This window comes from Pseudomonas sp. Os17 (assembly GCF_001547895.1).
In the GTDB taxonomy this organism is placed as follows: Bacteria; Pseudomonadota; Gammaproteobacteria; order Pseudomonadales; family Pseudomonadaceae; genus Aquipseudomonas.
Genome location: NZ_AP014627.1, coordinates 6631773 through 6655625 on the forward strand (window position 1 = coordinate 6631773; position 23853 = coordinate 6655625).

General features: G+C 63.3%; 25 protein-coding genes. 13 read left to right on the top strand and 12 right to left on the bottom strand.

The features are described from left to right. Nucleotides 1–447 precede the first annotated feature (447 nt). Nucleotides 448–1842: an argininosuccinate lyase gene (gene argH, locus POS17_RS29475; RefSeq protein ID WP_060841679.1), complete on the top strand. Its 1395-nt coding sequence runs from the start codon at nucleotides 448–450 to the stop codon at nucleotides 1840–1842. A gap of 64 nt (nucleotides 1843–1906) precedes the next feature. On the opposite strand, the gene POS17_RS29480 is transcribed toward argH, so the two are convergent. Further along, complete coding sequence (locus POS17_RS29480) at nucleotides 1907–2566, bottom strand: glutathione S-transferase family protein (RefSeq protein WP_060841680.1); 660 nt, start codon at nucleotides 2564–2566, stop codon at nucleotides 1907–1909. Between the two features lie 125 nt (nucleotides 2567–2691). Here POS17_RS29480 and POS17_RS29485 point away from each other — a divergent pair, with 125 nt between their 5' ends. The 3 genes from POS17_RS29485 (at nucleotide 2692) to POS17_RS29495 (ending at nucleotide 6431) form a co-directional block, all read left to right on the top strand. Further along, nucleotides 2692–2976, top strand: a complete 285-nt coding sequence (locus tag POS17_RS29485; protein ID WP_060841681.1) for a hypothetical protein — start codon at nucleotides 2692–2694, stop codon at nucleotides 2974–2976. A gap of 193 nt (nucleotides 2977–3169) precedes the next feature. Further along, nucleotides 3170–3415, top strand: coding sequence for a TIGR02647 family protein (locus POS17_RS29490; RefSeq protein WP_016966944.1), 246 nt, complete (start codon nucleotides 3170–3172; stop codon nucleotides 3413–3415). Between the two features lie 169 nt (nucleotides 3416–3584). Beyond that, on the top strand, nucleotides 3585–6431 hold the full coding sequence (locus tag POS17_RS29495; RefSeq protein WP_060841682.1) for a class I adenylate cyclase: 2847 nt from the start codon (nucleotides 3585–3587) through the stop codon (nucleotides 6429–6431). A gap of 6 nt (nucleotides 6432–6437) precedes the next feature. On the opposite strand, the gene rnk is transcribed toward POS17_RS29495, so the two are convergent. The 3 genes from rnk to cyaY all read right to left on the bottom strand — a co-directional run bounded on the left by rnk (nucleotide 6438) and on the right by cyaY (nucleotide 7564). Next, a complete protein-coding gene (rnk, locus tag POS17_RS29500) occupies nucleotides 6438–6851 on the bottom strand; it encodes a nucleoside diphosphate kinase regulator (protein WP_011064182.1) in 414 nt (137 codons plus the stop codon). A gap of 142 nt (nucleotides 6852–6993) precedes the next feature. Then, nucleotides 6994–7227, bottom strand: coding sequence for a DUF1289 domain-containing protein (locus POS17_RS29505; protein ID WP_016966946.1), 234 nt, complete (start codon nucleotides 7225–7227; stop codon nucleotides 6994–6996). Between the two features lie 4 nt (nucleotides 7228–7231). Continuing rightward, entirely contained in the window at nucleotides 7232–7564 is a 333-nt protein-coding gene (gene cyaY / locus POS17_RS29510) for an iron donor protein CyaY (RefSeq protein WP_060841683.1), read from the bottom strand. 239 nt (nucleotides 7565–7803) lie between these two features. Between cyaY and lptM the strand changes: the two genes are divergently transcribed. The 6 genes from lptM to POS17_RS29535 are packed head-to-tail and all read left to right on the top strand — an operon-like array spanning nucleotide 7804 to nucleotide 12387. After that, complete coding sequence (lptM, locus tag POS17_RS31395) at nucleotides 7804–7962, top strand: LPS translocon maturation chaperone LptM (RefSeq protein ID WP_082729310.1); 159 nt, start codon at nucleotides 7804–7806, stop codon at nucleotides 7960–7962. Between the two features lie 9 nt (nucleotides 7963–7971). After that, entirely contained in the window at nucleotides 7972–9219 is a 1248-nt protein-coding gene (gene lysA / locus POS17_RS29515; protein ID WP_060841684.1) for a diaminopimelate decarboxylase, read from the top strand. 4 nt (nucleotides 9220–9223) lie between these two features. After that, on the top strand, nucleotides 9224–10054 hold the full coding sequence (gene dapF / locus POS17_RS29520; RefSeq protein ID WP_047306595.1) for a diaminopimelate epimerase: 831 nt from the start codon (nucleotides 9224–9226) through the stop codon (nucleotides 10052–10054). Nucleotides 10055–10067: 13 nt separating this feature from the next. Next, nucleotides 10068–10793, top strand: coding sequence for a DUF484 family protein (locus tag POS17_RS29525; RefSeq protein ID WP_060841685.1), 726 nt, complete (start codon nucleotides 10068–10070; stop codon nucleotides 10791–10793). A gap of 2 nt (nucleotides 10794–10795) precedes the next feature. After that, nucleotides 10796–11692 (top strand): tyrosine recombinase XerC, encoded by an 897-nt coding sequence (xerC, locus tag POS17_RS29530; protein ID WP_060841686.1) that lies wholly within the window; start codon nucleotides 10796–10798, stop codon nucleotides 11690–11692. After that, a complete protein-coding gene (locus POS17_RS29535) occupies nucleotides 11692–12387 on the top strand; it encodes an HAD family hydrolase (RefSeq protein ID WP_060841687.1) in 696 nt (231 codons plus the stop codon). The genes xerC and POS17_RS29535 overlap by 1 nt, the downstream gene beginning before the upstream one ends. Before the next feature lie 128 nt (nucleotides 12388–12515). On the opposite strand, the gene sutA is transcribed toward POS17_RS29535, so the two are convergent. The 4 genes from sutA to glnK all read right to left on the bottom strand — a co-directional run bounded on the left by sutA (nucleotide 12516) and on the right by glnK (nucleotide 15287). Continuing rightward, the gene (gene sutA / locus POS17_RS29540) at nucleotides 12516–12839 is read right to left on the bottom strand and encodes a transcriptional regulator SutA (RefSeq protein WP_016965454.1); all 324 of its coding nucleotides are present in this window, start codon (nucleotides 12837–12839) and stop codon (nucleotides 12516–12518) included. A 102-nt stretch (nucleotides 12840–12941) separates the two neighbouring features. Further along, the gene (locus POS17_RS29545) at nucleotides 12942–13367 is read right to left on the bottom strand and encodes a secondary thiamine-phosphate synthase enzyme YjbQ (protein WP_060841688.1); all 426 of its coding nucleotides are present in this window, start codon (nucleotides 13365–13367) and stop codon (nucleotides 12942–12944) included. A gap of 210 nt (nucleotides 13368–13577) precedes the next feature. Then, complete coding sequence (locus tag POS17_RS29550; protein WP_060841689.1) at nucleotides 13578–14915, bottom strand: ammonium transporter; 1338 nt, start codon at nucleotides 14913–14915, stop codon at nucleotides 13578–13580. Nucleotides 14916–14948: 33 nt separating this feature from the next. Then, on the bottom strand, nucleotides 14949–15287 hold the full coding sequence (gene glnK, locus POS17_RS29555) for a P-II family nitrogen regulator (protein WP_002555808.1): 339 nt from the start codon (nucleotides 15285–15287) through the stop codon (nucleotides 14949–14951). A gap of 415 nt (nucleotides 15288–15702) precedes the next feature. On the opposite strand from glnK, the gene POS17_RS29560 reads away from it, so the two are divergent. Together POS17_RS29560 and POS17_RS29565 are read left to right on the top strand one after the other, a co-directional pair. After that, the gene (locus POS17_RS29560) at nucleotides 15703–15963 is read left to right on the top strand and encodes an accessory factor UbiK family protein (RefSeq protein WP_060841690.1); all 261 of its coding nucleotides are present in this window, start codon (nucleotides 15703–15705) and stop codon (nucleotides 15961–15963) included. 189 nt (nucleotides 15964–16152) lie between these two features. Continuing rightward, nucleotides 16153–17646, top strand: coding sequence for a YifB family Mg chelatase-like AAA ATPase (locus POS17_RS29565; protein ID WP_060841691.1), 1494 nt, complete (start codon nucleotides 16153–16155; stop codon nucleotides 17644–17646). Nucleotides 17647–17650: 4 nt separating this feature from the next. Here the strand turns inward: POS17_RS29565 and POS17_RS29570 are convergent, their stop codons facing one another. Together POS17_RS29570 and POS17_RS29575 are read right to left on the bottom strand one after the other, a co-directional pair. Beyond that, the gene (locus POS17_RS29570) at nucleotides 17651–18865 is read right to left on the bottom strand and encodes an aldose 1-epimerase family protein (RefSeq protein ID WP_060841692.1); all 1215 of its coding nucleotides are present in this window, start codon (nucleotides 18863–18865) and stop codon (nucleotides 17651–17653) included. 113 nt (nucleotides 18866–18978) lie between these two features. Further along, on the bottom strand, nucleotides 18979–19557 hold the full coding sequence (locus POS17_RS29575; protein ID WP_060841693.1) for a TetR/AcrR family transcriptional regulator: 579 nt from the start codon (nucleotides 19555–19557) through the stop codon (nucleotides 18979–18981). 113 nt (nucleotides 19558–19670) lie between these two features. Here POS17_RS29575 and POS17_RS29580 point away from each other — a divergent pair, with 113 nt between their 5' ends. Beyond that, nucleotides 19671–20597 (top strand): ABC transporter six-transmembrane domain-containing protein, encoded by a 927-nt coding sequence (locus tag POS17_RS29580; protein WP_414159252.1) that lies wholly within the window; start codon nucleotides 19671–19673, stop codon nucleotides 20595–20597. Between the two features lie 26 nt (nucleotides 20598–20623). Here the strand turns inward: POS17_RS29580 and POS17_RS29585 are convergent, their stop codons facing one another. Next, nucleotides 20624–22600 (bottom strand): methyl-accepting chemotaxis protein, encoded by a 1977-nt coding sequence (locus POS17_RS29585; RefSeq protein ID WP_060841695.1) that lies wholly within the window; start codon nucleotides 22598–22600, stop codon nucleotides 20624–20626. A gap of 193 nt (nucleotides 22601–22793) precedes the next feature. After that, on the bottom strand, nucleotides 22794–23714 hold the full coding sequence (locus POS17_RS29590; RefSeq protein WP_060841696.1) for a LysR substrate-binding domain-containing protein: 921 nt from the start codon (nucleotides 23712–23714) through the stop codon (nucleotides 22794–22796). Nucleotides 23715–23853 lie beyond the last annotated feature (139 nt).

Consider the following 23853-nt stretch of genomic DNA (forward strand, 5'->3'; position numbering starts at 1 on the left):
CGCAGGGAATGCTGGTATTCAACACAAAGCCCCCCTCGTGACTGTGGTCGGCGTCCACCTTGTCCGCACCCGCCTCGTTTCATGGGCGGATTGCCAGGACCTGCGCGGTGTGAACTCGATGGACAGGCCCACTGCGAACACGCGAGGGGGTGTTACGCAATTGTGCCGGTCCTCCTGTCCAACTGTAGACGGTTGCCAAGACGATATTGCTCAATCGACAAATATCGTTTGATCGATATCACCTTCCGCACTCAAGGCTTCCTGCCCCTGACGCGCCACGGATTGTCCCGGTGCCAGTCTCTGCGCCCTCATGACCGGCGACAAGCCATGCGGCGGCGCCCCGAAGAAAAAAGCTGCCGACCAGTGCCAGCGACAGCCGAGGCAACCCTGTTATCATCGGCGCCTGTTTTTCACGCCATCTTCCTTCAGCAGATCACGAGCGAATTCATGAGCACTGACAAGACCAATCAGTCCTGGGGCGGCCGCTTCAGTGAACCCGTCGACGCCTTCGTCGCCCGCTTCACCGCCTCTGTCACTTTCGACCAGCGCCTGTATCGCCACGACATCATGGGCTCCATCGCCCACGCCACCATGCTGGCCAAGGTCGGCGTGCTCACCGACGCCGAGCGCGACAGCATCATCGACGGCCTGAAGACCATCCAGGGCGAGATCGAGGCCGGCAGCTTCGACTGGCGCGTGGACCTTGAAGATGTGCACATGAACATCGAGGCGCGCCTCACCGATCGCATCGGCATCACCGGCAAGAAGCTGCACACCGGTCGCAGCCGCAACGATCAGGTGGCCACCGACATCCGCCTGTGGCTGCGGGACGAGATCGACCTGATCCTGGCCGAGATCACCCGCCTGCAAAAAGGCCTGCTGGAGCTGGCCGAGCGCGAGGCCGAAAGCATCATGCCGGGCTTCACCCACCTGCAGACTGCCCAGCCCGTGACCTTCGGCCACCACATGCTGGCCTGGTTCGAAATGCTCAGCCGTGACTACGAGCGCCTGGTGGACTGCCGCAAGCGCACCAACCGCATGCCCCTGGGCAGCGCCGCACTGGCCGGCACCACCTATCCGATCGATCGCGAGCTGACCTGCCAGCTACTGGGCTTTGAAGCCGTGGGCGGCAACTCCCTGGACAGCGTTTCGGACCGCGATTTCGCCATCGAATTCTGCGCCGCCGCCAGCGTGGCAATGATGCACCTGTCGCGCTTCTCCGAAGAACTGGTGCTGTGGACCAGCGCGCAATTCCAGTTCATCGATCTGCCGGACCGCTTCTGCACCGGCAGCTCGATCATGCCGCAAAAGAAAAACCCCGACGTACCGGAACTGGTGCGGGGCAAGAGCGGCCGGGTGTTCGGCGCACTGATGGGCCTGCTGACCCTGATGAAGGGCCAGCCCCTGGCCTACAACAAGGACAATCAGGAAGACAAGGAACCGCTGTTCGACGCCGCCGACACCCTGCGCGACTCGCTGCGGGCCTTCGCCGACATGATCCCGGCCATCAAGCCCAAGCACGCCATCATGCGCGAAGCGGCACTGCGCGGTTTCTCCACCGCCACCGACCTGGCGGACTACCTGGTGCGCCGTGGCCTGCCATTCCGCGACTGCCACGAAATCGTCGGCCACGCGGTGAAGTACGGCGTGGAAACCGGCAAGGACCTGGCAGAAATGAGCCTGGATGAACTGCGCCAGTTCAGCGACCAGATCGAGCAGGACGTGTTCGCCGTGCTGACCCTGGAAGGTTCGGTGAATGCCCGTAACCACATCGGCGGCACCGCACCGGCCCAGGTCCGGGCGGCCGTGGTTCGCGGACAGGCCTTGCTGGCCAGTCGCTAGGCCGTCGCCGGTGAGCCTGCTGCATCAGCAGGCTCACCAGTCACCCGCGCCACCTTGAGCGACGCTACTTCCTGGCCGCCACCATGGCCAGGAACTGCGGCATCGCCGCCTCTCTATCCGCTGCTACTCGCTGGGCATTGGGCAACTGTTCCAGGCGCTCCAGCAAGGCTTTCGCCGCCGGCATCCCCTCCAGAAAGTCCACCCCGAACAGCTTGTGTCCGACCGCCCGGGCCAGGGTCACGCTGTAGAGAAAATACAGATCCGCCACACTCAGGCTGTCGCCGGCCACATAAGGCGCAAATTTGCCGTGCCGCGCCAGGGAGGCAAACCCTAGCAGCAACTCAGCCTTGGACTTTTCCTGGATCGCCGGGGCCACCGACATACCGAAGAACGCCTCGGGGTAACAGGCCCGCGCCGGCAGCTCGATATACAGTTCGATCTCCCTGGCCAGCGCCAGCACCTGGGCACGCTGGTATGGATCGCTGGGCAACAGCGCCCGACCTGGTTGGGTGTGCTCCAGGTATTCGAGAATCACACTGGTTTCGTTCAGGTACCCCTGCTCGACCTCAAGCACCGGAACCTTGCCCCGTGGACTGATGGCCAATGCCTCAGGAGTCTGGCCACCGGAAAAAGGCACCTCTTCGAAAGGCAGGCCTTTCTCCAGCAACGCCAGCTTGACCATGTTGTAGTAGTTGCTGACAGAGAAACCGCAAAGCTTGAGCATCACATAGCCTCCAGGCCGTGCAGGGGGTTGGCAGCATTTTTTATAGAAGCCCAATGCACTTCTGGCCAGCAGCATCACCACCCTGAATACGAGTAAACTGGCGACCTTTCCTTGAGGAGCCTGCCATGAGCGAGCCAACCGATATCGACAACGACGAAGAAGAGTTCGCCGAAAACACCCTGATCGAAGCGATCGAAAACCAGATCGAAAGTGACAACCCGCCAGCAGCCAAAGCCACGTTCAACAAACTGACCCTGGTGGGTTACGAACGGGAAGAAATCCTCAATCTCATGGCTCACGTCCTGGCCATCGAGATCGACGCGATTCTCGAGGAAGACCGCGCCTTCGATACCCAATGGTACGAAGCCGCCTTGCGCGCCCTGCCGCAACTGCCGCCCGAGAAGTCCTGAGCCCGCAGCACCGGAGCGCTGCCCGCCGCAACGCTCCGGCGCCGCGCTCCCGCCCCGACTACACTGCAGGCACCCTGCGGCCAAACACCGCCACCCCCAGGTACAAAAGTCCTCAGCGAACGCTGGACACGCCGCCGTTCTGCGGTCACCTTAGGAACGCTGACCTCTCATTCCTAGAAAGTCTGGAGTCCTTATGTCGTATACCCCTGAGTTGGTTGCCGAACTGGAAATCCTTGCACTCTTCAATCTGGACAACTCCCAGGAAGGCCTGAAAATCCATCAGACCGCTGCCCCTTCCGCCATTGCCGCTGCCCAACGCCTGTTCGACAAAGAACTGATTACCCAAGCCGATGGAGGCTACCTGACCAGTCTTGGCCGCGACGCCGCCGAGCACGCCCAAGGCCTGCTGACCATCCTGAGCGTCAAAGAAACCGCCTGAACATCGTTCCTCGGCCTGCGGGGTTCCCGTCTGTCGGATTCCGTAGGCACCCTCCCGCCAATACGCTAGAAAACTGGCGTCAAAAAAATAAATTGAGCTTAAGACTCGGCCCTGTCTGACGCTAAACTGCTGCCGTTCCGAACCCCGTCACCTTCGAGCTCCGCTTGAAATGCCCCATACCCATGAAATCCGTCCCGTTCTGGATGAAGGAATCGATCGCAAGGTTCTCAGTCGACTGCGCACGCGCTTCCTTACTGTCAATCAAGGACGCCTGGCTCGGGCAATGGAGGGGTTGTCGGCACGCCAGCAACTGGTCCTCAACCTGCTGCCGCTGTTCTTTCACGTCAATCACCCGCTGCTGCCCGGCTATGTCTCCGGCGCTACCCCGGCGGGGCTGTCCAACTATGAACCCGATCCGCAGGCCCTGGCCGAAGCCCAGCGCCTGACCCGATCCTTTTCCTACAAGCCGCGCCATGGCAACCCGCCGCGGCCGATTCACGGTCTGTTTCTCATGGGCAGCCTGGGCACCCTGGCCCAGGCCGACCAGAGCGATATGGATGTCTGGGTCTGCCACGCCGCAGACTTGAGTGAAACCGAGCTGGCCGAACTGCAGAAGAAATGCCAGCTGCTGGAAGCCTGGGCTGCCAGCCAGGGCGCCGAAGCTCATTTCTTCCTGATCGACCCCAGCCGCTTTGTCCGCGGCGAACGCGACACCCAGCTCAGCTCGGATGATTGCGGCACCACCCAGCATTACCTGCTGCTGGACGAGTTCTACCGCACCGCCATCTGGCTGGCCGGACGCACGCCGCTGTGGTGGCTGGTGCCGGTGTACGAGGAGTCCCGCTATGAGCGCTACATCCACACCCTGCTCTCCAAGCGCTTCGTACCCGCCGAAGAGAATCTGGACCTGGGCCACATGGCACGCATTCCGCCCGGCGAGTTCATCGGGGCCGGACTCTGGCAGTTGTTCAAGGGCATCGAGTCTCCCTACAAGTCGGTACTCAAGCTGCTGCTGATCGAGGTCTATGCCAGCGAGCATCCCAGGGTTCAGTGCCTGAGCCTGCGCTTCAAGCAGGCGGTGTTCGCCAACCGCCTGGACCTGGACGAGCTCGACCCCTACATCGTGGTCTACCGACGCATCGAGGAGTACCTCAAGGCCCGGGGAGAACCGGAACGCCTGGAGCTGGTCAGACGCAGCCTGTACCTCAAGGTCAATCGCAAGCTCACCCATGGCAATGGCGCCCGCAGCCCGAACTGGCAGCGGGCCCTGCTGGAGCGCCTGGCCAGCGAGTGGGGCTGGGATCAGCGCCAGCTGGCCCTGCTGGACAGCCGCAGCCAATGGAAGGTGCGCCAGGTCAGCAGCGAACGCCGGGCCCTGGTCAACGAGCTCAACTACAGCTATCGCTTCCTGACCCAGTTCGCCCGCACCGAACAGGCCGCCAGCCTGATCAACAAGCGTGATTTGAACGTGCTGGGCCGACGCCTGTACGCCGCCTTCGAACGCAAGGCCGGGAAGATCGAGTTCATCAATCCCGGCATCGCCCCGGACCTCGCGGAAGACACCCTGACCCTGGTGCAGTCGCCGAACAAGAAAGAACCGGGACAAACCTACTGGGGCCTGTACAACGGCAACCTGACCGCACTGGAATGGGAACATTTCGCCCCGATCAAGCGCAGCCGGGAACTGCTGGAGCTGCTCACCTGGTGTCATCGCAACGGAGTGATCGACAGCAGTACGCGCCTGGCCTTGCACCCTGGCAGCAGCGATCTGAGCGAGTTCGAACTGTTCAACCTGCTGGGCAGCCTGCAGCAGACGGTGGCCCTGCCACTGGCCACGGCGGACGAAGACCAGCTACTGCACGCCAGCGTCCCCAGCGAAGTACTGATTCTGGTGAACGTCGGAGTCGACCCCCTCAAGCATCACCGCGACCTGAACATCCTCATGACCACCGAACGCACCGACTCCCTGAGCTATGCCGGGGTCCGGGAGAATCTGGTGCTGACCCTGGATCAGGTCACCCTCAATAGCTGGAACGAGGTCATGGTCGACCGCTACGACGCCGAGCATGCACTGCTCGATTGCCTGCGCGATTACCTGAACAGCCTGCCTGCCGGGCCCCAGCCGCGCCTCAGGGTCCGCTGCTTCTGCCACAACCGCGCGCAATTCATCGCCCGGCGGGTAGAGGAGCTGTTCGAAACCGCGCAGCACCTGTTGCTCAGCCAGCTCAACTACCGCTACCTGATCCAGGTGCAGCAGCACTATCACGTCCTGGAACTGGTGGCTGGCCAGGTACGGCACCAGGCCATGGCCAATCCTGCCGCACTGCTGGAATACCTGGGCCAGGAACAGGCCTGCTACAGCCCCCTGCACCTGGACCCGATGGCCCTGGAAGATCACGACCTGGCGCTGATCCTGCCCATGGGCCAGCCGGGCTGCATCCAGGTGTTCTACCGAATCGTCGACGAGCAGGCCGAGCTGTATCTGCTCGACGAGCACAATGCCCTGTGGCAGCAGACCCTGCCCTATCACGACGAGCACAGCCTGCTGGTGCCACTGCAGCGTTTCCTGCAGTCGATTCTCTACCGTCGCGATGCGCTGTTGCCGATGAGCAGCAACCCAGGCGAGAAACCTTTGGACACACTCTACTTTCAGGTATTGCCCTCGGGCAGCGGCCGGGCACGCCGGGTTGAGCCGCGCCCGGCACCGCCGACGCCGGTCGACAAGGCTTTTTATGACGTGCAGGCGATCATCGGCAAGGCCGCACCGGGTCAGGTGCAAGTCTCGCTGTACTGCAATCAACGGGAGTTTTCCGAGCTGGAATATGGCGATCAGCTGTTTGGCGCAGTGGCTCAGGACATCGTCGCCCAGCGCCGCGAACCGCAGCGCTATCGCTGCTACATCACCGACCTGGACCTGTCCGGCCTGCTCGGTGATGGACAGAGTCCGAGCATTCTCTACCTGCGTTACAAGGCCAGCCTGGAGCGCGCGCTGAATGACGCGCTCGAGCAGGTCTAGCCGCTATCAGAGGTGGTAGTCGCCGGCGGCTTCCGGCTGGTATTCCACTTCCAGCAGCGTCAGCTTCAGGGTCTTGCCGCCCGGGGCCGGCCAGTCGATGTATTGACCGACCTGCAGGCCCAGCAAGGCACTGCCCACTGGCGCGAGGATCGAAATCTTGCCCTCGTCGGCATTGGCGTCCTGTGGATAAACCAGAGTCAGGTGATAGTCCTTGCCGCTGCTTTCTTCACGGCAGTGCACACGCGAATTCATGGTGACGACACCGGCCGGAACTTCATCGTGACCCACCAGCGTTTCGGCACGATCCAACTCGGTTTGCAGTGCGATGACGCCTGGCAGCGAGTCGTCCAGGCTGTCGATCAGACGCTCCAGACGTTGCACGTCAAGGCGGGTAAGGATGATGGATGGTGCAGTACTCATGATCCTGGCTGACTCCTATTTTTTCTGCACAAAAAAGCAAAACCCCGCCAAATAAGACGGGGTTCTCACCGGCCTCGATGTAGCGAGGCGAAGCCGGACACTATCACAGCACACTGAATAAACAAACCGTACGAGTACGAACCTAAAGTCCCTCCGCGGCCACGCTCTGCTTGCGCAGCAACGCCTGGGCGCAGATCACTCGCCGACGCTGATCATCGGCCGAGCGCCACTCGCGAATGTCCTCGACATGACGAAAGCAACCGCGACAGACCTTCTGCTCATCGAGACGGCACAGGCTGATACACGGCGAACTCACCGCCGGACTGACGTTGCTGTAGAGGGGCTTGGGCGGGCGCACGGCAGCGGGCTCGGTCACGATCTCAGAGCCCTTCGAACTCAAGCTTGATGTCCGCCTGTTCGAAGACGATACGCTCCAGCATCTCGCCCAACTGCTCCTCGCTCTTGTCGCACATCCAGCGCTCGCTTTCCTCGTCGTAATCGAAGTGGAAACCACCGGATCGGGCCGCCAGCCACAGTTGGCGCAGAGGTTCCTGGCGGCTGAAGATCACCTGGCTGCCGTTGTCGAACTTGACGGTGAGCACACCGGCCGAGCTTTCCAGGTCGATGTCCAGGTCGCTCTCATCGAAAATATCCTCCAGCGTCTGCTGGGTAGCGTCCACCAGGTCGTGAAAACGGGCTTCGGTCAAACTCATTGCGGGAACCTCGAATAGTGTCTACTCACGCTCAAGCGCCGCAAGATACGGGCGCTCCCCGGCGAATGCAAAGGATACCGAACAGGCGGACAAATGCGACGTCCATTGCGCCGCCAGCCATCCAAAGCCCCTGAACAGGGCCTGGCAAAGGCCCGCTGGACGGGAGTTACGCTGCATAGGCAAGCTGCCGGGTGGCCGGTATACTCGGGCGCAATTTACGCATTCTCAAGGATTTCGCCATGAAGCGCCTGATCTCTTCCCTTGCTGCGCTCGTCGCGGTTGCCTGCCTTGTTACTGCCTGTGGCCAGAAAGGCCCGCTGTATCTGCCTGATGACAGCAAATCCCCTGAAGAGCAGGCCAAGTCGCAATCGAAGTCGCACAAGCACGACACCTACTAAGGGCTCACCATGGACGCTTTCAACTACCGCGACGGTGAGCTGTTCGCGGAAGGCGTAGCCCTGTCCGCCATTGCCGAGCGTTTCGGCACGCCGACCTACGTCTATTCCCGAGCGCATATCGAGGCCCAGTACCTGGCCTATGCCGAGGCACTTGCCGGCATGCCACATCTGGTCTGCTTCGCGGTAAAGGCCAACTCCAACCTGGGCGTGTTGAATGTCCTGGCCCGCCTGGGCGCCGGTTTCGACATCGTCTCCCGGGGCGAACTGGAGCGGGTCCTGGCCGCCGGTGGCCAGGCCGACAAGATCGTCTTTTCCGGTGTCGGCAAGACCCGTGACGACATGCGTCGCGCCCTGGAAGTCGGCGTCCACTGCTTCAACGTCGAATCCGCCGAAGAACTGGAGCGCCTGCAACAGGTCGCCGCCGAGCTGGGAGTTCGCGCGCCGGTCTCGCTGCGGGTCAACCCCGACGTCGACGCCGGCACCCACCCCTACATCTCCACCGGGCTCAAGGAAAACAAGTTCGGCATCGACATTGCCACGGCCGAGGATGTGTACATCCGCGCCGCGCAACTGCCGAACCTGGATATCGTCGGGGTCGACTGCCATATCGGCTCGCAACTGACCACCCTGGAACCCTTCATCGACGCCCTCGACCGCCTGCTGGACCTGGTGGATCGCCTTGGCGAGTGCGGCATCTACCTGCGCCACATCGATCTGGGTGGTGGCCTGGGCGTGCGTTATCGCGACGAAGAGCCGCCGCTGGCCGCCGACTACGTCAAGGCGGTGCGCCAGCGCCTGGATGGCCGCGACCTGGCCCTGGTGTTCGAACCGGGCCGTTTCATCGTCGCCAACGCCGGCGTGCTGCTGACCCGGGTCGAGTACCTCAAGCACACCGAACACAAGGATTTCGCCATCGTCGACGCGGCCATGAACGACCTGATCCGCCCGGCGCTGTACCAGGCCTGGATGGACGTCAGCGCCGTGCAACCACGCGACGCCGAACCCCGTACCTACGACATCGTCGGCCCGATCTGTGAAACCGGCGACTTCCTCGCCAAGGAACGCTCGCTGGCCCTGGCCGAGGGCGACCTGCTGGCGGTGCATTCCGCTGGCGCCTATGGTTTCGTCATGAGCTCGAACTACAACACCCGCGGCCGTGCCGCTGAAGTGCTGGTCGATGGCGACCAGGCTGTTGAAGTGCGTCGCCGCGAGACGGTAGCCGAGTTATTCGCTGGCGAAAGCCTGCTGCCGGAGTAAGACCATGCTGCTGCGTTTTACCAAGATGCACGGCCTGGGCAATGACTTCATGGTTCTCGACCTGGTCAGCCAGCACGCGCATATTTTGCCCAAGCACGCCAAGCAATGGGGTGATCGCAACACCGGGATCGGCTTCGATCAGTTGCTGATCGTCGAGGCCCCGAGCAACCCGGACGTGGATTTCCGCTATCGGATCTTCAACTCCGATGGTTCCGAAGTGGAACAGTGCGGCAACGGTGCCCGTTGCTTCGCCCGCTTCGTGCTGGACAAGCGCCTGACCACCAAGCGCCAGATCCGCGTCGAGACCAAGAGCGGCGTGATCGAACTGGACGTGCGCAACGACGGTCAGATCAGCGTCAACATGGGGGCGCCACGCCTGGTGCCGGCGGATATCCCGTTCCAGGCACCGGCCCAGGCCAACAGCTACACGCTGGACGTCGATGGCGTCCAGGTCGAGCTGGCCGCCGTGTCCATGGGCAACCCGCACGCCGTGCTGCGGGTGGATGACATCAACAGCGCGCCGGTGCACGAGCTGGGGCCGAAGATCGAGCATCACCCGCGCTTCCCGGCGCGGGTCAATGTCGGTTTTCTCCAGGTGCTGGACCGTCAGCGCGCGCAATTGCGGGTCTGGGAACGCGGTGCCGGGGAAACCCAGGCCTGCGGCACCGGTGCCTGCGCAGCTGCAGTGGCCGCGATCAGCCAGGGGTGGATGGATTCGCCACTATTGATCGACCTGCCAGGCGGGCGCCTGTCCATCGAATGGGCAGGTCCAGGCCAACCGGTGATGATGACCGGCCCGGCAGTACGCGTATACGAAGGACAGGTGCGTCTTTAAGTGAGCGAAACCCATGACTGATCAGCCCCAGGCTCCCGCCGCAAAGCCCGACCCAGTGCCTTCTGCCGAGCTGGACGCAGCCGCCGTCGCTGCGTACCTGGAGGCCCATCCGGACTTCTTCGTCGACCACGACGAGCTGCTCCCGGCCTTGCGCATTCCCCACCAGCGCGGCGATACCGTGTCGCTGGTGGAGCGACAGATGAAGATCCTGCGCGAGCGCAACATCGAGATGCGCCACCGCCTGTCGCAACTGATGGACGTGGCCCGGGACAACGACCGCCTGTTCGACAAGACCCGCCGCCTGATTCTGGCGCTGATGGACGCCAGCAGCCTGGAAGAAGTGGTCATGAGTGTCGAGGACAGCCTGCGCCAGGACTTCCAGGTACCCTTCGTCAGCCTGATCCTGTTCAGCGACAACGCCATGCCGGTGGGTCGCTGGGTCTCGGCCGCCGAAGCCCAGGGCGCCATCGGCGGCCTGCTCTCGGAAGGCAAGAGTGTCAGCGGCAGCCTGCGCGAACATGAACTGGACTTCCTCTTCGGCGAAGAACAGCGCAAGCAGATCGGCTCCACCGCGGTGGTCGCTCTGGCGCATCAGGGCCTGCATGGAGTCCTGGCCATCGCCAGCCGTGACCCGCAGCACTACAAGAGCTCGGTCGGCACCCTGTTCCTCAACTACATCGCCGAAGTCACCGGCCGGGTCCTGCCGCGCTTCACCCACTCGCTGCGCTCGGTACGCTGACCATGCAGCAGCAACTGGATGCCTACTGCGCACACCTGCGCAGTGAGCGCCAGGTGTCGCCCCACACCCTGCAGGCCTATCGACGCGATCTCGACAAGGTGCTGGGGTTTTGCGAGAAACAGCAGGTTCGCAGCTGGACCGACCTGGATGTCCAGGGCCTGCGCAGCATGATTGCCCGTCTGCACCAGCAGGGTCAGTCGTCCCGCAGCCTGGCCCGCCTGCTGTCCGCGGTGCGCGGGCTCTATCACTACCTGAACCGCGAAGGGCTGTGCGATCACGACCCGGCCAACGGCCTGGCGCCGCCCAAGGGCGAGCGCCGCCTGCCCAAGACCCTGGACACCGATCGCGCCCTGCAGCTGCTCGATGGCGCAGTGGAGGATGACTTCCTGGCCCATCGCGACCAGGCGATCCTGGAGCTGTTCTACTCCTGCGGGCTGCGTCTTTCCGAACTGACCAGCCTGAACCTCGAGCAACTGGATCTGGCGGACGGGCTGGTGCAGGTCCTGGGCAAGGGCAGCAAGACCCGCGTGCTGCCCGTGGGCAAAAAAGCCCGGGAGGCCCTGGCACTGTGGCTGCCGCTGCGTGCTCTGAGCAACCCGCCGGACGGCGCCCTGTTCGTCAGTCAAAAGGGCCGGCGCCTGGGGCCGCGCGCCATCCAACTGCGGGTCAAGGCCGCCGGAGAGCGCGAGCTGGGGCAGAACCTGCATCCGCACATGCTGCGTCATTCCTTTGCCAGCCACCTGCTGGAGTCTTCCCAGGACCTGCGTGCCGTGCAGGAGTTGCTCGGGCACTCGGATATCAAGACCACACAGATCTACACCCACCTGGACTTCCAGCACCTGGCAGCGGTCTACGACAGCGCCCACCCTCGGGCCAAACGCAACAAAGGCGGTGAGTAATGACCATCAAACTGATCACCTTCGACCTTGATGACACCCTCTGGGACACCGCCCCGGTGATCGTCAGCGCCGAGGCCACCCTGCGTCAGTGGCTGACCGAGCATGCACCGAATCTCGGCGGCGTGCCGGTGGAGCATCTGTGGAGCATTCGCGAACGCGTGCTGCTCGAACAACCGCACCTCAAGTACCGAATCAGCGCCCTGCGCCGCCAGGTACTGTTCCATGCCCTGGAAGAGGCTGGGTACGAGCACAGTCAAGCCAGCCAGCTGGCCGATCAGAGCTTCGAAGTATTCCTGCACGCGCGGCATCAACTGGAGATCTTTCCCGAGGTGCTGCCGACCCTGGAAGCCCTGGCCAATCACTTCGCCCTGGGGGTGGTCACCAACGGCAATGCCGACGTGCGCCGCCTGGGCCTGGCGGACTACTTCAAGTTCGCCCTGTGCGCCGAAGACATCGGGGTCGCCAAACCGGATGCCCGACTGTTCCATGAAGCCCTGCAGCGCGGTGGCGCAACGGCCGATACCGCCGTGCATATCGGCGATCACCCGGGCGACGACATTGCCGGCGCCCAGCAGGCGGGCCTGCGCGCGATCTGGTTCAATCCCAGCGGCAAGACCTGGGAAGCCGAGCGCGCACCAGATGCCGAGATCCGCAGCCTGATTGAACTGCCACGACTGCTGGCCAGCTGGAAATAGGCGGCTGGCCGCCGCAGCCTCAAGCCTCGAACTTATAGCTTGCAGCTCGTAACTTGCCGCTGCCTGTCTTTCTTCCATGAAAAAGCCCGCAGCGACGGCGGGCTTTTTCAGCAAGCAAGTAGCAAGGCTCAGATAGGCCGGCTGCCGTACTTGTTATCAGGCTTCTTGGGCGGATCGGCGACCACATTGGCCTCGACTTCCTGCACTTTGCCGCCACGGGCCAGGAACTCTTCCATGGCACGCGCCAGTGCATCACGCTCCTTGTTCTTGGCTTCGACACTCGGCAGCTCGTCTACCGAAACGGCAGCCTTGGCCTTGCCTTTGGCGGTCGGAGCAGGAACATCACTGCCATCGTCTTCCACCACATCGTCGGCGGCCGCTTCAAGACCTTCTTCGGTATCGTCTTCGTCACCTACTTCGAGGTCGTCGTTTTCCAGATCATCGTCGCTCATGTTCTACCTCATGACTTGCGAAAAGCAGATTAGTTATAGCCCAGCTGCGCCGACTGTCGAAGGCCGCCGGAAAAAAATCAACGTCCACTGATACTCAGCGGCTTATGCCCTATCACCCTGCAGGGTGGCAAGGACTTTGCGAGCACCGCCATGATCGCGATGCTCGCCCAGATAAACACCTTGCCAGGTGCCTAGCGCCAAGCGTCCCGCCGCTACCGGCAAAGTCAGCTGACAGCCTAGCAAACTGGCCTTGAAGTGCGCCGGAAGGTCGTCTTCGCCTTCGTCGTTATGTTCGTACCCGGCCATGCCTTGAGGCACCAGGGTGTTGAAGAAACGTTCGAAGTCACGCCGGACCGCCGGATCGGCGTTCTCGTTGATGGTCAACGAGGCCGAGGTATGTTGCAGCCATAAATGCAGCAGACCAACCCGACACGCCCTCAACTCGGGCAGGCCGGCGAGCAACTCGTCCGTCACCAGGTGAAAGCCCCGGGGCCTGGCCCGCAAGGTAATCAGGGTCTGCTGCCACATACCGATCTCCACGCTTCGGCGCGCATTCTAGCGCGCTCAGTGAAAAAACAAAGCGCCGAATAATCCTGCTTTAGTGTAAGCATTTGTCCTGCTGGAAATCGCCACGGCAAACACGCCAATGCTTGTCAGAAAATCCTTTCAGCCATTTTTCAATGACAAACGTCAGGCAAAAAAATGCCCGGCCGGAGCCGGGCTTTTTTCCCCACGCGATTACAGGTTGTAACCACGCTCGTTGTGTTGCGCCAGGTCGAGGCCGACCGCTTCTTCTTCCTCGGTGACACGCAGCCCCATGACCGCATCCAGGACCTTGAGGATGATGAAGGTGACGATCGCGGTGTAGATCACGGTGAAGCCGACGCCCTTGGCCTGGATCCAGACCTGTGCCGCGATATCGGTGACGGTGCCGAAGCCGCCCAGGGACGGTGCAGCGAACACGCCGGTGAGGATCGCCCCGAGAATACCGCCGATGCCGTGAACGCCGAAGGCATCCAGGGAGTCGTCATAACCCAGCTTGCGCTTGAGGCTGGTGGCGCAGAAGAAGCACACCACACCTGCCGCCAGGCCAATGATCAGCGCACCCATCGGGCCCACGGTACCGGCGGCCGGAGTGATGGCGACCAGGCCGGCCACCACGCCCGAAGCGATGCCCAGCGCGCTTGGCTTGCCGTGGGTCATCCACTCGGCAAACATCCAGCCCAGGGCGGCGGCAGCCGTTGCGATCTGCGTGACCAGCATGGCCATGCCGGCGGTGCCGTTGGCAGCCGCCGCGGAACCGGCGTTGAAACCGAACCAGCCGACCCACAGCATGGCCGCGCCCATCAGGGTGTAGCCCAGGTTATGCGGCGCCATGGGCGTGGTCGGGAAGCCTTTGCGCTTGCCCAGCACCAGGCAGGCCACCAGCCCGGCGATACCGGCGTTGATGTGGACCACAGTGCCGCCGGCGAAGTCCAGCACGCCCCAGTCGCCCAGCAGAGAACCCGGACCGCTCCAGACCATGTGGGCAATTGGCGCGTACACCAGGGTGAACCAGACGCCCATGAAGATCAGCATCGCGGAGAACTTCATCCGCTCGGCGAAGGCACCGACGATCAGTGCCGGAGTGATGATGGCGAAGGTCATCTGGAAGGTGACGAACACCGCCTCGGGGAACAACGCCGCCGGGCCGGTCAGGCTGGCCGGGGTGACACCCGCCAGGAAGGCCTTGGACAAGCCGCCCACGAAGGAATTGAGATTGACGACGCCAGCTTCCATCCCGGTGGTATCGAACGCCATGCTGTAGCCATAGATGAACCACAGGACAGTGACCAGACCGGTGATGGCGAAGCACTGCATCATCACGGAAAGAATGTTTTTCGAACGCACCATGCCGCCGTAGAACAGCGCCAGCCCGGGGATGGTCATGAACAGCACCAGGGCCGTGGAGGTCAGCATCCACGCGGTGTCGCCGGAGTTAAGCACTGGAGGGGGCACCGGATCTGCCGCCAAGGCCAGGCCAGGCATTACGAGGGACAACAGGGCTCCTAGCCCTGCGAATTTACGCAGAGTCATATTGTTTTCTCCTGGGGCGTTGGGTTTGGCGGCTTAGATGGCGTCGGTATCGGTTTCGCCGGTACGGATGCGAATAGCCTGTTCCAGATTGACCACGAAGATCTTGCCGTCACCGATCTTGCCGGTGTTGGCGGCCTTGGTTATCGCCTCGATAACCCGGTCAAGATCCTTGTCGTCAATGGCGACATCGATCTTCACCTTGGGCAGAAAATCCACCACGTACTCCGCACCGCGATACAGCTCGGTGTGACCTTTCTGCCGGCCGAAGCCTTTGACCTCAGTAACGGTAATGCCCTGCACGCCGATTTCGGACAGCGACTCGCGCACGTCGTCCAACTTGAACGGCTTGATGATGGCAGTGACTAGCTTCATGAAACTCTCTCCCGAATTGGTGGACTTGCCCCAGGAAAACAAACCCGACTCAAGTCTAAGCGCAGTGCCTGGCTTTGTAACGCATCGTCGGCCTTACTCAGCCAGACCGACGCCAGCTAACCGCTCCTGACGAAACACCCCCCGCGCAGGCTGCCGCACTGCATTCGTCACAGCGACTGCATCAGTGCATGGGTCACCAGGGTCTAAGCAGAAAGCTTGCCAGCTCGGGAAAATTCAGTGATTTCAGTCCTTTGCCTGGCGCTGGCGGCGAATACCGGAAAACCGGGCCCGGCATACGCACAAAAACAGTGCGTCGGCGCCCGGCCGGATGCGCGAAAAACGTGCAACCCAGGCTCGCCTGGAGCGCTGTTGCTGCGTGATACACTGCGGGCCGACTGCAATTCAGGACTCTCCCATGCTCGCGCCCAAAGACCTTCTCGATGCCCTGAGCGGCCACGCCTCGCGTTTGCTCAGCGGTGACACGCCCCTGCCCCGCAACGAAATCGAAAGCCAACTCAAGGCCCTGCTGCAAAGCGGCTTCAGCAAGCTCGACCTGGTCAGCCGGGAAGAATTCGACAGCCAGATGGTGGTCCTGGCCCGCACCCGCGCGCGCCTGGAAAGCCTCGAAGCCAAAGTGGCGGAACTGGAAGCGCGGCTGAATCCGGCACAAGACTGAGCTGAACCGCCGGTTCGCCGGCAAGCCGGCTCCTGCAGCCCCGTGCGGCAGGCGCCGACTGGCCAACCAAGGCCGCAACGCCGGCGACATATCCTGTGCCCATTCAGGCAGCTCTGCCGCCACCCCCCTCATCTATCCTTGCAGCAGCCCCGCAGGAAGCGGTTCCGCTGTCTCAAGGAAGAACTCCCCATGTCCCTGGCGATCATTCACAGCCGTGCCCAGGTCGGCGTGCAGGCACCGGCGGTCAGCGTTGAAGTGCACCTGGCCAATGGCTTGCCAAGCCTGACCCTGGTGGGCCTGCCGGAAGCTGCAGTCAAGGAAAGCAAGGACCGGGTGCGCAGCGCCATTCTCAACGCCGGGTTCGATTTCCCCGCGCGCCGCATCACCCTCAACCTGGCTCCGGCGGACCTGCCCAAGGATGGCGGGCGCTTCGACCTGGCCATCGCCCTGGGCATCCTCGCCGCCAGCGTGCAAGTACCGGCGCAGGCCCTGGACAACATCGAATGCCTGGGGGAACTGGCGCTGTCCGGAGCAGTAAGGGCGGTGCGCGGCGTACTCCCTGCCGCACTGGCGGCGCGCGACGCCGGACGCACCCTGCTGGTGCCCCGCGCCAATGCCGAAGAAGCCTGCCTGGCCAGTGGCCTGGAGGTGATCGCGGTCGAGCATCTGCTGCAAGCCGTGGCCCATCTCAACGGCCAGGCACCGATAGCGCCTTACATCAGCGACGGCCTGACACAGAGCCACTCCCCCTACCCCGATCTTCGCGAAGTACAGGGCCAGCTCGCCGCCAAGCGCGCCTTGCTGATCGCCGCGGCCGGTGCCCACAACCTGCTGTTCAGCGGCCCGCCAGGCACCGGCAAGACCCTGCTGGCCAGCCGCCTGCCCGGCCTGTTGCCCCCCTTGCAGGAGGACGAGGCCCTGGAAGTGGCGGCGATTCAATCGGTGACCAGCCACACGCCCCTGCGCCACTGGCCCCAGCGGCCGTTTCGTCAGCCTCATCATTCGGCTTCGGGGGCGGCGCTGGTCGGAGGCGGCTCCAAACCCCAACCCGGGGAAATCACCCTGGCCCATCACGGCGTGCTGTTTCTCGATGAGCTACCGGAGTTCGATCGCAAGGTATTGGAGGTCCTGCGCGAGCCCATGGAGTCCGGGCAGATCATCATCTCCCGGGCCCGCGACCGGGTGCAGTTCCCGGCACGCTTCCAACTGGTCGCGGCGATGAACCCCTGCCCCTGCGGATACCTTGGCGAACCCAGCGGACGCTGCCGCTGCACGCCGGAACAGATCCAGCGCTATCGCAACAAGTTGTCCGGCCCGCTGCTCGATCGCATCGACCTGCACCTGACCGTGGCCCGCGAGGCCACCGCCCTCAACCCCAGGCCACAACCGGGCAACGACAGCGCCGAAGCCGCCGCCAGAGTCGCCCGGGCACGCCAGCTGCAAGGCCAGCGCCAGGGCTGTGCCAATGCCTTTCTCGACCTGCCCGGCCTGCGGCGCCATTGCCAGTTATCCACAGCCGACGAGCACTGGCTGGAAGCGGCCTGCGAACGCTTGAACCTGTCGTTGCGCGCCGCTCACCGCCTGCTCAAGGTGGCCAGGACCCTGGCCGACCTGGAGCAGGTGGCAAGCATCAGTCGCGACCATCTGGCAGAGGCGCTGCACTATCGTCCCGGCGCCGATTGAAGGTTCACTCCTTGGACAGATCCACCAGCGGCGTTGGCCGCACCTCGGTCTGACGCCCTTGCTGGATCTGACTGACACGATTCAAGGCGTTGTCCACCGCGACCTTGTCCGCCAACAGGCTGTAGCGGATCTGAAACTCCCGCTGCTCCTTGGGACCAATCGTCGGCACCAGATTCAATGGACGCTGATAACGGCGGTTGTAGGAAAAACTGGTGCCCGGCTCCAACCCGGTCACATAGCCCTGGCCCTGGGTGTCGGTGTTTTTCCACAGCGAGAACACCGGCAACTGTCGGGTATTGAAGCCCAAGGACACCCCGAGGCTGCCCGCCTTGTTGTGCAGCACCGCCAGGGTCTCGCCCTGGGCATCGGCATAAGGCACCACGTTGTACACGGTTTCGTCATAGTCGCGGGTCGGGCCGCGGTAGGTCTGCCAATCGCCCAGATCGGCCTTGGCCTTGTCGTTGAACGGCGACACCTGTTTGACCGGCGCGGCAAATTTTGCCCCCTGTTCAAGGAACGGGGTGCTGAAGTTGCTGTGGTACAGCGCCTGATATTCCTTCGCATAATCGCCGTTGTTGGTCAGGCGATCGTTGAGGGTGAAGCTGGTGCTGCCGGGCTCGGTGACCAGCTCGGTGGCCACGCTGAAGTCGACCTTCTTGAACGCCTGCTCCTTGAGTTCGCCTCGCAGATGAATCGCATAGGGCGGCTGTTCGTCGATGTGCAGGGTGACTTTGCTGGCCGGAATGTTCGCGGCGCGGCCGTGCAGGGTCAGCAATTCGCCGTTGTCCATGCCCGGGTGCCCGACCCACTCGTAACCGCAGCGCGTCACCAGCTCGTTGAAGCCTTCCAGCCAGCCCAGGCCACCGCGGCCATTGAGTTCGATGAAGGCCGGATTGACCACTTCCTTGACCGGTGAATCCCACCCCAGGCGCACGTCGCCCACCGAGGCCTGCAGCACATTCATGCCTCGGGTCGGCACCAGCGAAAGCTTCATCTGCCCGTTGTCGATATCGACGATGCTGACCCCTTCCTGGCGGCCGCCATGCAAGGTGCGCAAGGTCACGGAGAAGGGTTGCGCGGTCTTCAGACCCAACTGCTCGCTGGTGATATGCAGGTTTTCAGCGGCCTTGTCGGTGTCGAGCAGCACATAGTCCCAGGCCATGGCGTGGGAGGCGGCGGTCAGCGCGCCGAGGGTGACCAGCAGTTTGAGGGATGTCATGGAAGGGCTGCCTTTATTGGAGTTGTGCGGTTTTTATAGCGCTGAAGAATCGTTTCAGCAAGCTACAAATTCGCGATTGACCGCACAACTCCGCCACTGCCCGGCTTTGCCTTTCAGGCCTTGAATCCCAGGAGCAGGCCCGCCACTTCCATGACTTCCTGCAACGCAGCCCGGGCCGACTCGGGAGAAGCCCGCAGCAGCAGGTCATCGGTGTAGCCCATGGTCTGCGCAAGCAACTGCCGGGCCGCGCGCTGGGGGTTGGCGCAGTGAAACACCCCCGTCTCGACTCCATCGGCAATGATGCCGGCCAGCATTGCCTGCCACTGGCCATTGATCCTCAGGTAAGTCTCGGCCAGCTCGGCGTCGTGCATGGCTTCGTCCCAGGCATCGAGCCACAAGGCCCAGCCGTCTTCGGCACAATCGGGCAGACAGTCACGGATGAATCCTTGCAAAGCGTCCATCGGCGCCGCACCGCGCAGGGGCCCGCCCACCGCCTCCAATTGTTGATTGGCGAAATGGACGAAGGCTTCGCGGCGCAGCTCTTTGAAATCACTGAAGTAGTGATAAACGTGGCTGCGGGACAGGCCGGCATGCTCGGCCAGGTCCCGGGTGGAAACCTCGGCGAAACCTTTGCTGCGGAATAATTCCAGGGCGGCCTGGATGATCTGGTCTTTGCGGTCGTTACGCGACATGGGCAATCGGGCCTCTTGGCGCCGGGATGGACGGCGCTTGCATTTTGAGCGATCGCTCAAAGATAATTGAGCAGTCGCTCAATATTAACCCCAATCATTCTTGTGGTGCACTCATGCCCGCCGCTACCCCACTCATTGCCGTGGATCCAAAGCAGAAAATCGGCCAACAGTCCGCCGGCCAGACTCTCAAGGCCATAGCCAGGGCCTACCCGGGCAAGCTGTTCGGCACCCTGTCCCTGGTGGCCCTGGAGAACGCCCTGTTGCTGGCCTATCCGCTGTTCGCCGGCTTTGCCGTGGACTCGATCCTGAGCGGCGACGCCGCCCATGCGCTGATCTACGCCCTGGTGGTGCTGGGCTTCTGGGTGGTGGGCGCGGCGCGGCGGGCGGTGGACACCCGCACGTTCACCCGCATCTACGCCGACCTCGCGGTGCCGGTGATCCTCAACCAGCGCCTGCAACAGCAGGACACGTCCACCGCCGCGGCGCGGGTGGTGCTGGCCCGGGAGTTCGTCGACTTCTTCGAAAAGCACGTGCCGACCATCGCCACGGCCCTGGTGTCGATCGTCGGCGCAGCGGTGATGCTGCTGGTGATCGAACCCTGGATCGGCCTCGCCTGCCTCACGGCGCTGTTGCTGTGCGTGACCCTGCTGCCGCGTTTTGCCCGCCGCAACCAGCAACTGCACGAGCGCCTGAACAACCGGCTGGAAAAGGAAATCGGCCTGGTGGCCAAGGTCGGTGCCGTCTCGCTACAGCGCCACTATCGCCTGCTGTCGCGGCTGCGCATCGGCCTCTCGGACCGGGAAGCGACGGCCTATCTGTTCCTTGGTGCGGTCGCCGCGCTGCTGTTCGTCATCGCCATCAGCCAGCTGGCGCTGGCACCCGAGGTCAAGGCCGGCCACGTGTATGCGGTGATGACTTACCTGTGGACCTTCGTCAGCAGCGTCGATGAGGCGCCCACCATGGTCGACCAGCTGGCGCGCCTGCGGGATATCGGCAAGCGCGTGGATCCGGGCCTGGCTGAGTCAGCCGAGCCCCGCTGAGCCCCGGCACAGCCGGCTGGGCCAGATCAGCGGAAGCGGTCGACCTCCTGGCGCAGGTCGGCGGCCAGGGTTTCCAGCTCACGGGCGGTGAGCGCCAGGTTGGACACCACTTCACGCTGCTCGCTGTTGGCCTGGGCAATGCTCTGCAGGTTGCTGCTGAGCACCGTGGCGGTGCTGCTCTGTTCCTGAGTCGCGGTGGTGATGGCGGCGAACTGTTCACCGGCGCTGCGGCTCTGCTCGTCGATCAGGGCCAGGGCCGAGGCGACATTGGCGTTGCGCGACAAGCCTTCCTGCATCAGGCGGTTGCCCTGTTCCATGGTTTCGATGGCGTTGCCGGTTTCCTGCTGGATGCTGTTGATCATCTGCGAGATTTCATCAGTGGCCTCGCGGGTGCGCGACGCCAGGTTGCGCACCTCATCGGCGACCACAGCAAACCCGCGCCCCTGCTCGCCGGCACGCGCGGCCTCGATGGCGGCGTTGAGGGCCAGCAGGTTGGTCTGATCGGCAATGGCGGTGATCACCCCGACAATCCCGCCAATCTCCTGGGAACGCTGGCCCAGGGTATTGATCACCGTGGCCGTGCTGTTGAGGGCCCCGGCAATCTGCTCCAGGGACGCCGAAGCCTGCTGCATGGATTCGAGGCCGATATGGGTCTGCTCGGCGTTTTCCTGAGCCAGACGCTGGGTGCTGCCCATGTTGTCGGCGATGTTCAGCGAAGTGGCGCTGAACTGCTCCACCGCCCCGGCCATGCTGGTGATCTCGCCGGACTGCTGCTCCATGCCTTCATAGGCGCCGCTGGACAGACCGGACAAGGCCTGGGCCCGGCCATTGACCTCGGCAGCGGAACGGCGAATGTGCTCGACCATGGTCGACAGGGCTTCGCCCATCTGGTTGAAGCTGCGGGCCAGCTGGCTGATTTCGTCATGGCTGGAGACATTCAGCCGCGCGCTCAGGTCGCCGCCCCCCAGGGCCTGGGCCTGGCGCACCAGATCGCTCAGGGGCGCCAGCTTGCTGCGCAGCAGCCAGACCGTGGCCCCCACCGCCAGCAGCATCGCCAGCAGGCTGCCGATCACCAGGCGAATCCCCACGCTCCAGGTCACCGCACGGATCTCGGCCTTGGGCATGCTGGCCACCACCGACCAGGGACCACCGGCAAACGGCACCGCCAGGCTGTAGAAGTCCTCGCCCTGATCGCTCCAGAAGCGGCCCTTGCCCGGTTCCTTCGCCGCGGTGGCCATGACCTGCGCAGCCTGGTCCAGCCCCTGCACACCGGCCGGCGGCACCAGCCACTTGTCCTGCTCGTCGAGCAGGGCCAGGGAACCGCTCTGGCCGATGCGAAAACGCTTGAGATTGTCGAACTGGGCATTCTGCGCATCGGTGTAATCGAAACCGACAAACAGCACCGCGATGACCTTGCCGCCGCGATCCATCACCGGGGTGTACTGGGTCATGTAGAAGCGTTCAAAGAGCAGGGCGCGACCGACATAGCCCTGGCCCGCCATGAGTTTCTGATAGGCCGGGTGGGCATGATCGAGCAAGGTGCCGATGGCCCGGCTGCCGTCCTGCTTGCTCAGGGAGGTACTGACCCGGATGAAGTCATCGCCGCTGCGCACGAACAGGGTCGCCACCCCGGCAGTCATCTGCTTGAACTCGTCCACTTCCTCGAAGTTGTTGTTGAGCACCACGTCCCCCAGGTGCAGGCCCGGGGTCTGGACCCCGGCCACACTCACCGGTTGCTCGGGGTGCAGGCTCAGGCCGCCGCTGAAGCGGTTTTCGAACAGGCCGCTCAGGCGCTGGGTGCTCTCGCGCAGGCTGCCGTGGAAGGTGTTGAGCTGGTCCGCCAACAGCCGCGCCTCGCTGGCCAGGTGCTCTTCCCGGGTATCGAGGTTCGCCGAATCCAGTGAGCGCAGGGCAAACAGGGTGCTGCCACTGATGACCAGGGCAAGAATCAGGGCAAGGGCAAGCCCAAGCTGGGAGGCTATGCGGGCACGGGGTTGGGACATGATGGCTCCTTGCCGAGAAGGCGGATCATCCTGATCGGTCAGCACGCTCGGCAGTCATAATTCTAGGATTTTTAGTAATTTAGGACCTTCCTGAACGCTGGTTCCATAACCCATGGATTCGGCGGCGCCGGCAAATACTTGAGCGCCTTGCAAGGATATCTGCGCGCCCCCGCCGGCCGGGCACTGCATCGTTTCAGCCGAGGCGCTCTACCTCGGGCAATTGCATGGCCTGGACCTCGCCCTGGAGAAAGTCGCTGAGGCGACGCAAACGTTCGCCTCCCGGCCGGGTCTTGGGCCACACCAGGTAATAGTTCAAGCCACTGGCGACGGCGGTCGGCCAGGGCAGGCTCAAGCGACCCTGAGCCACATCTTCGGCCACCATCAGCAGATCACCCATGGACACGCCGTAACCCCGAGCCGCCGCAATCATCCCCAGCTCCAGGGTGTCGAACACCTGCCCGCCCTTGAGCGAGACCTGATCGGTGAGCCCCATGTGCTCCAGCCAGCTGCGCCAGTCACGGCGGTCCGGCGTGGGGTGCAAGAGCTCGGTGGCCGCCAGCCGCGCCACATCCCAGGGCTGGTCGTTGAGCAGGTTCGGCGCCCCCACCGGGATCAACAGCTCGGGGAACAGGTAGCTGGCTTCCCAGTCCGGGGGAAAGTGGCCATTGCTCAGCAACACCGCGCAGTCGAAGGGTTCCTGGTTGAAATCCACCGAGTCCACGTCCATCCAGGCGCTGGTGAGCTGTACCTCGTTGCCCGGCTGCAGGTGGCGGAAGCGGCTGAGACGCGCCAGCAGCCAGCGCATGGTCAGGGTCGAGGGCGCCTTCATGCGCAGGATGCCGTCTTCGGCGCGCAGGGTATTGCAGGCCCGTTCCAGCGCGCCGAAGCCTTCACGGATGCCCGGCAACAGCAGGCGCGCCGCCTCGGTCAGTTGCAGGTTGCGCCCGCTGCGCTGGAACAGTCGGCAGGCGAAATGCTCCTCCAGGGTGCGGATATGCCGGCTGACGGCGCTTTGGGTAATCGACAGCTCTTCGGCGGCACGGGTGAACGAGCTGTGGCGTGCCGCCGCTTCAAAGGCACGCAGGGCATACAGAGGAGGCAGACGACGAGACATGGATGTGCTCCGGACAACACCAGGGCGCCAGACTGGCAGAAAATGGCTTCGCATGAGTTTTTATCATGCCAGCAAGTATTTTTATCCTTTTGTGCTATGCGCTGTAAGCACCGAGAATCAGCGCTCTTCCCGAATTTTC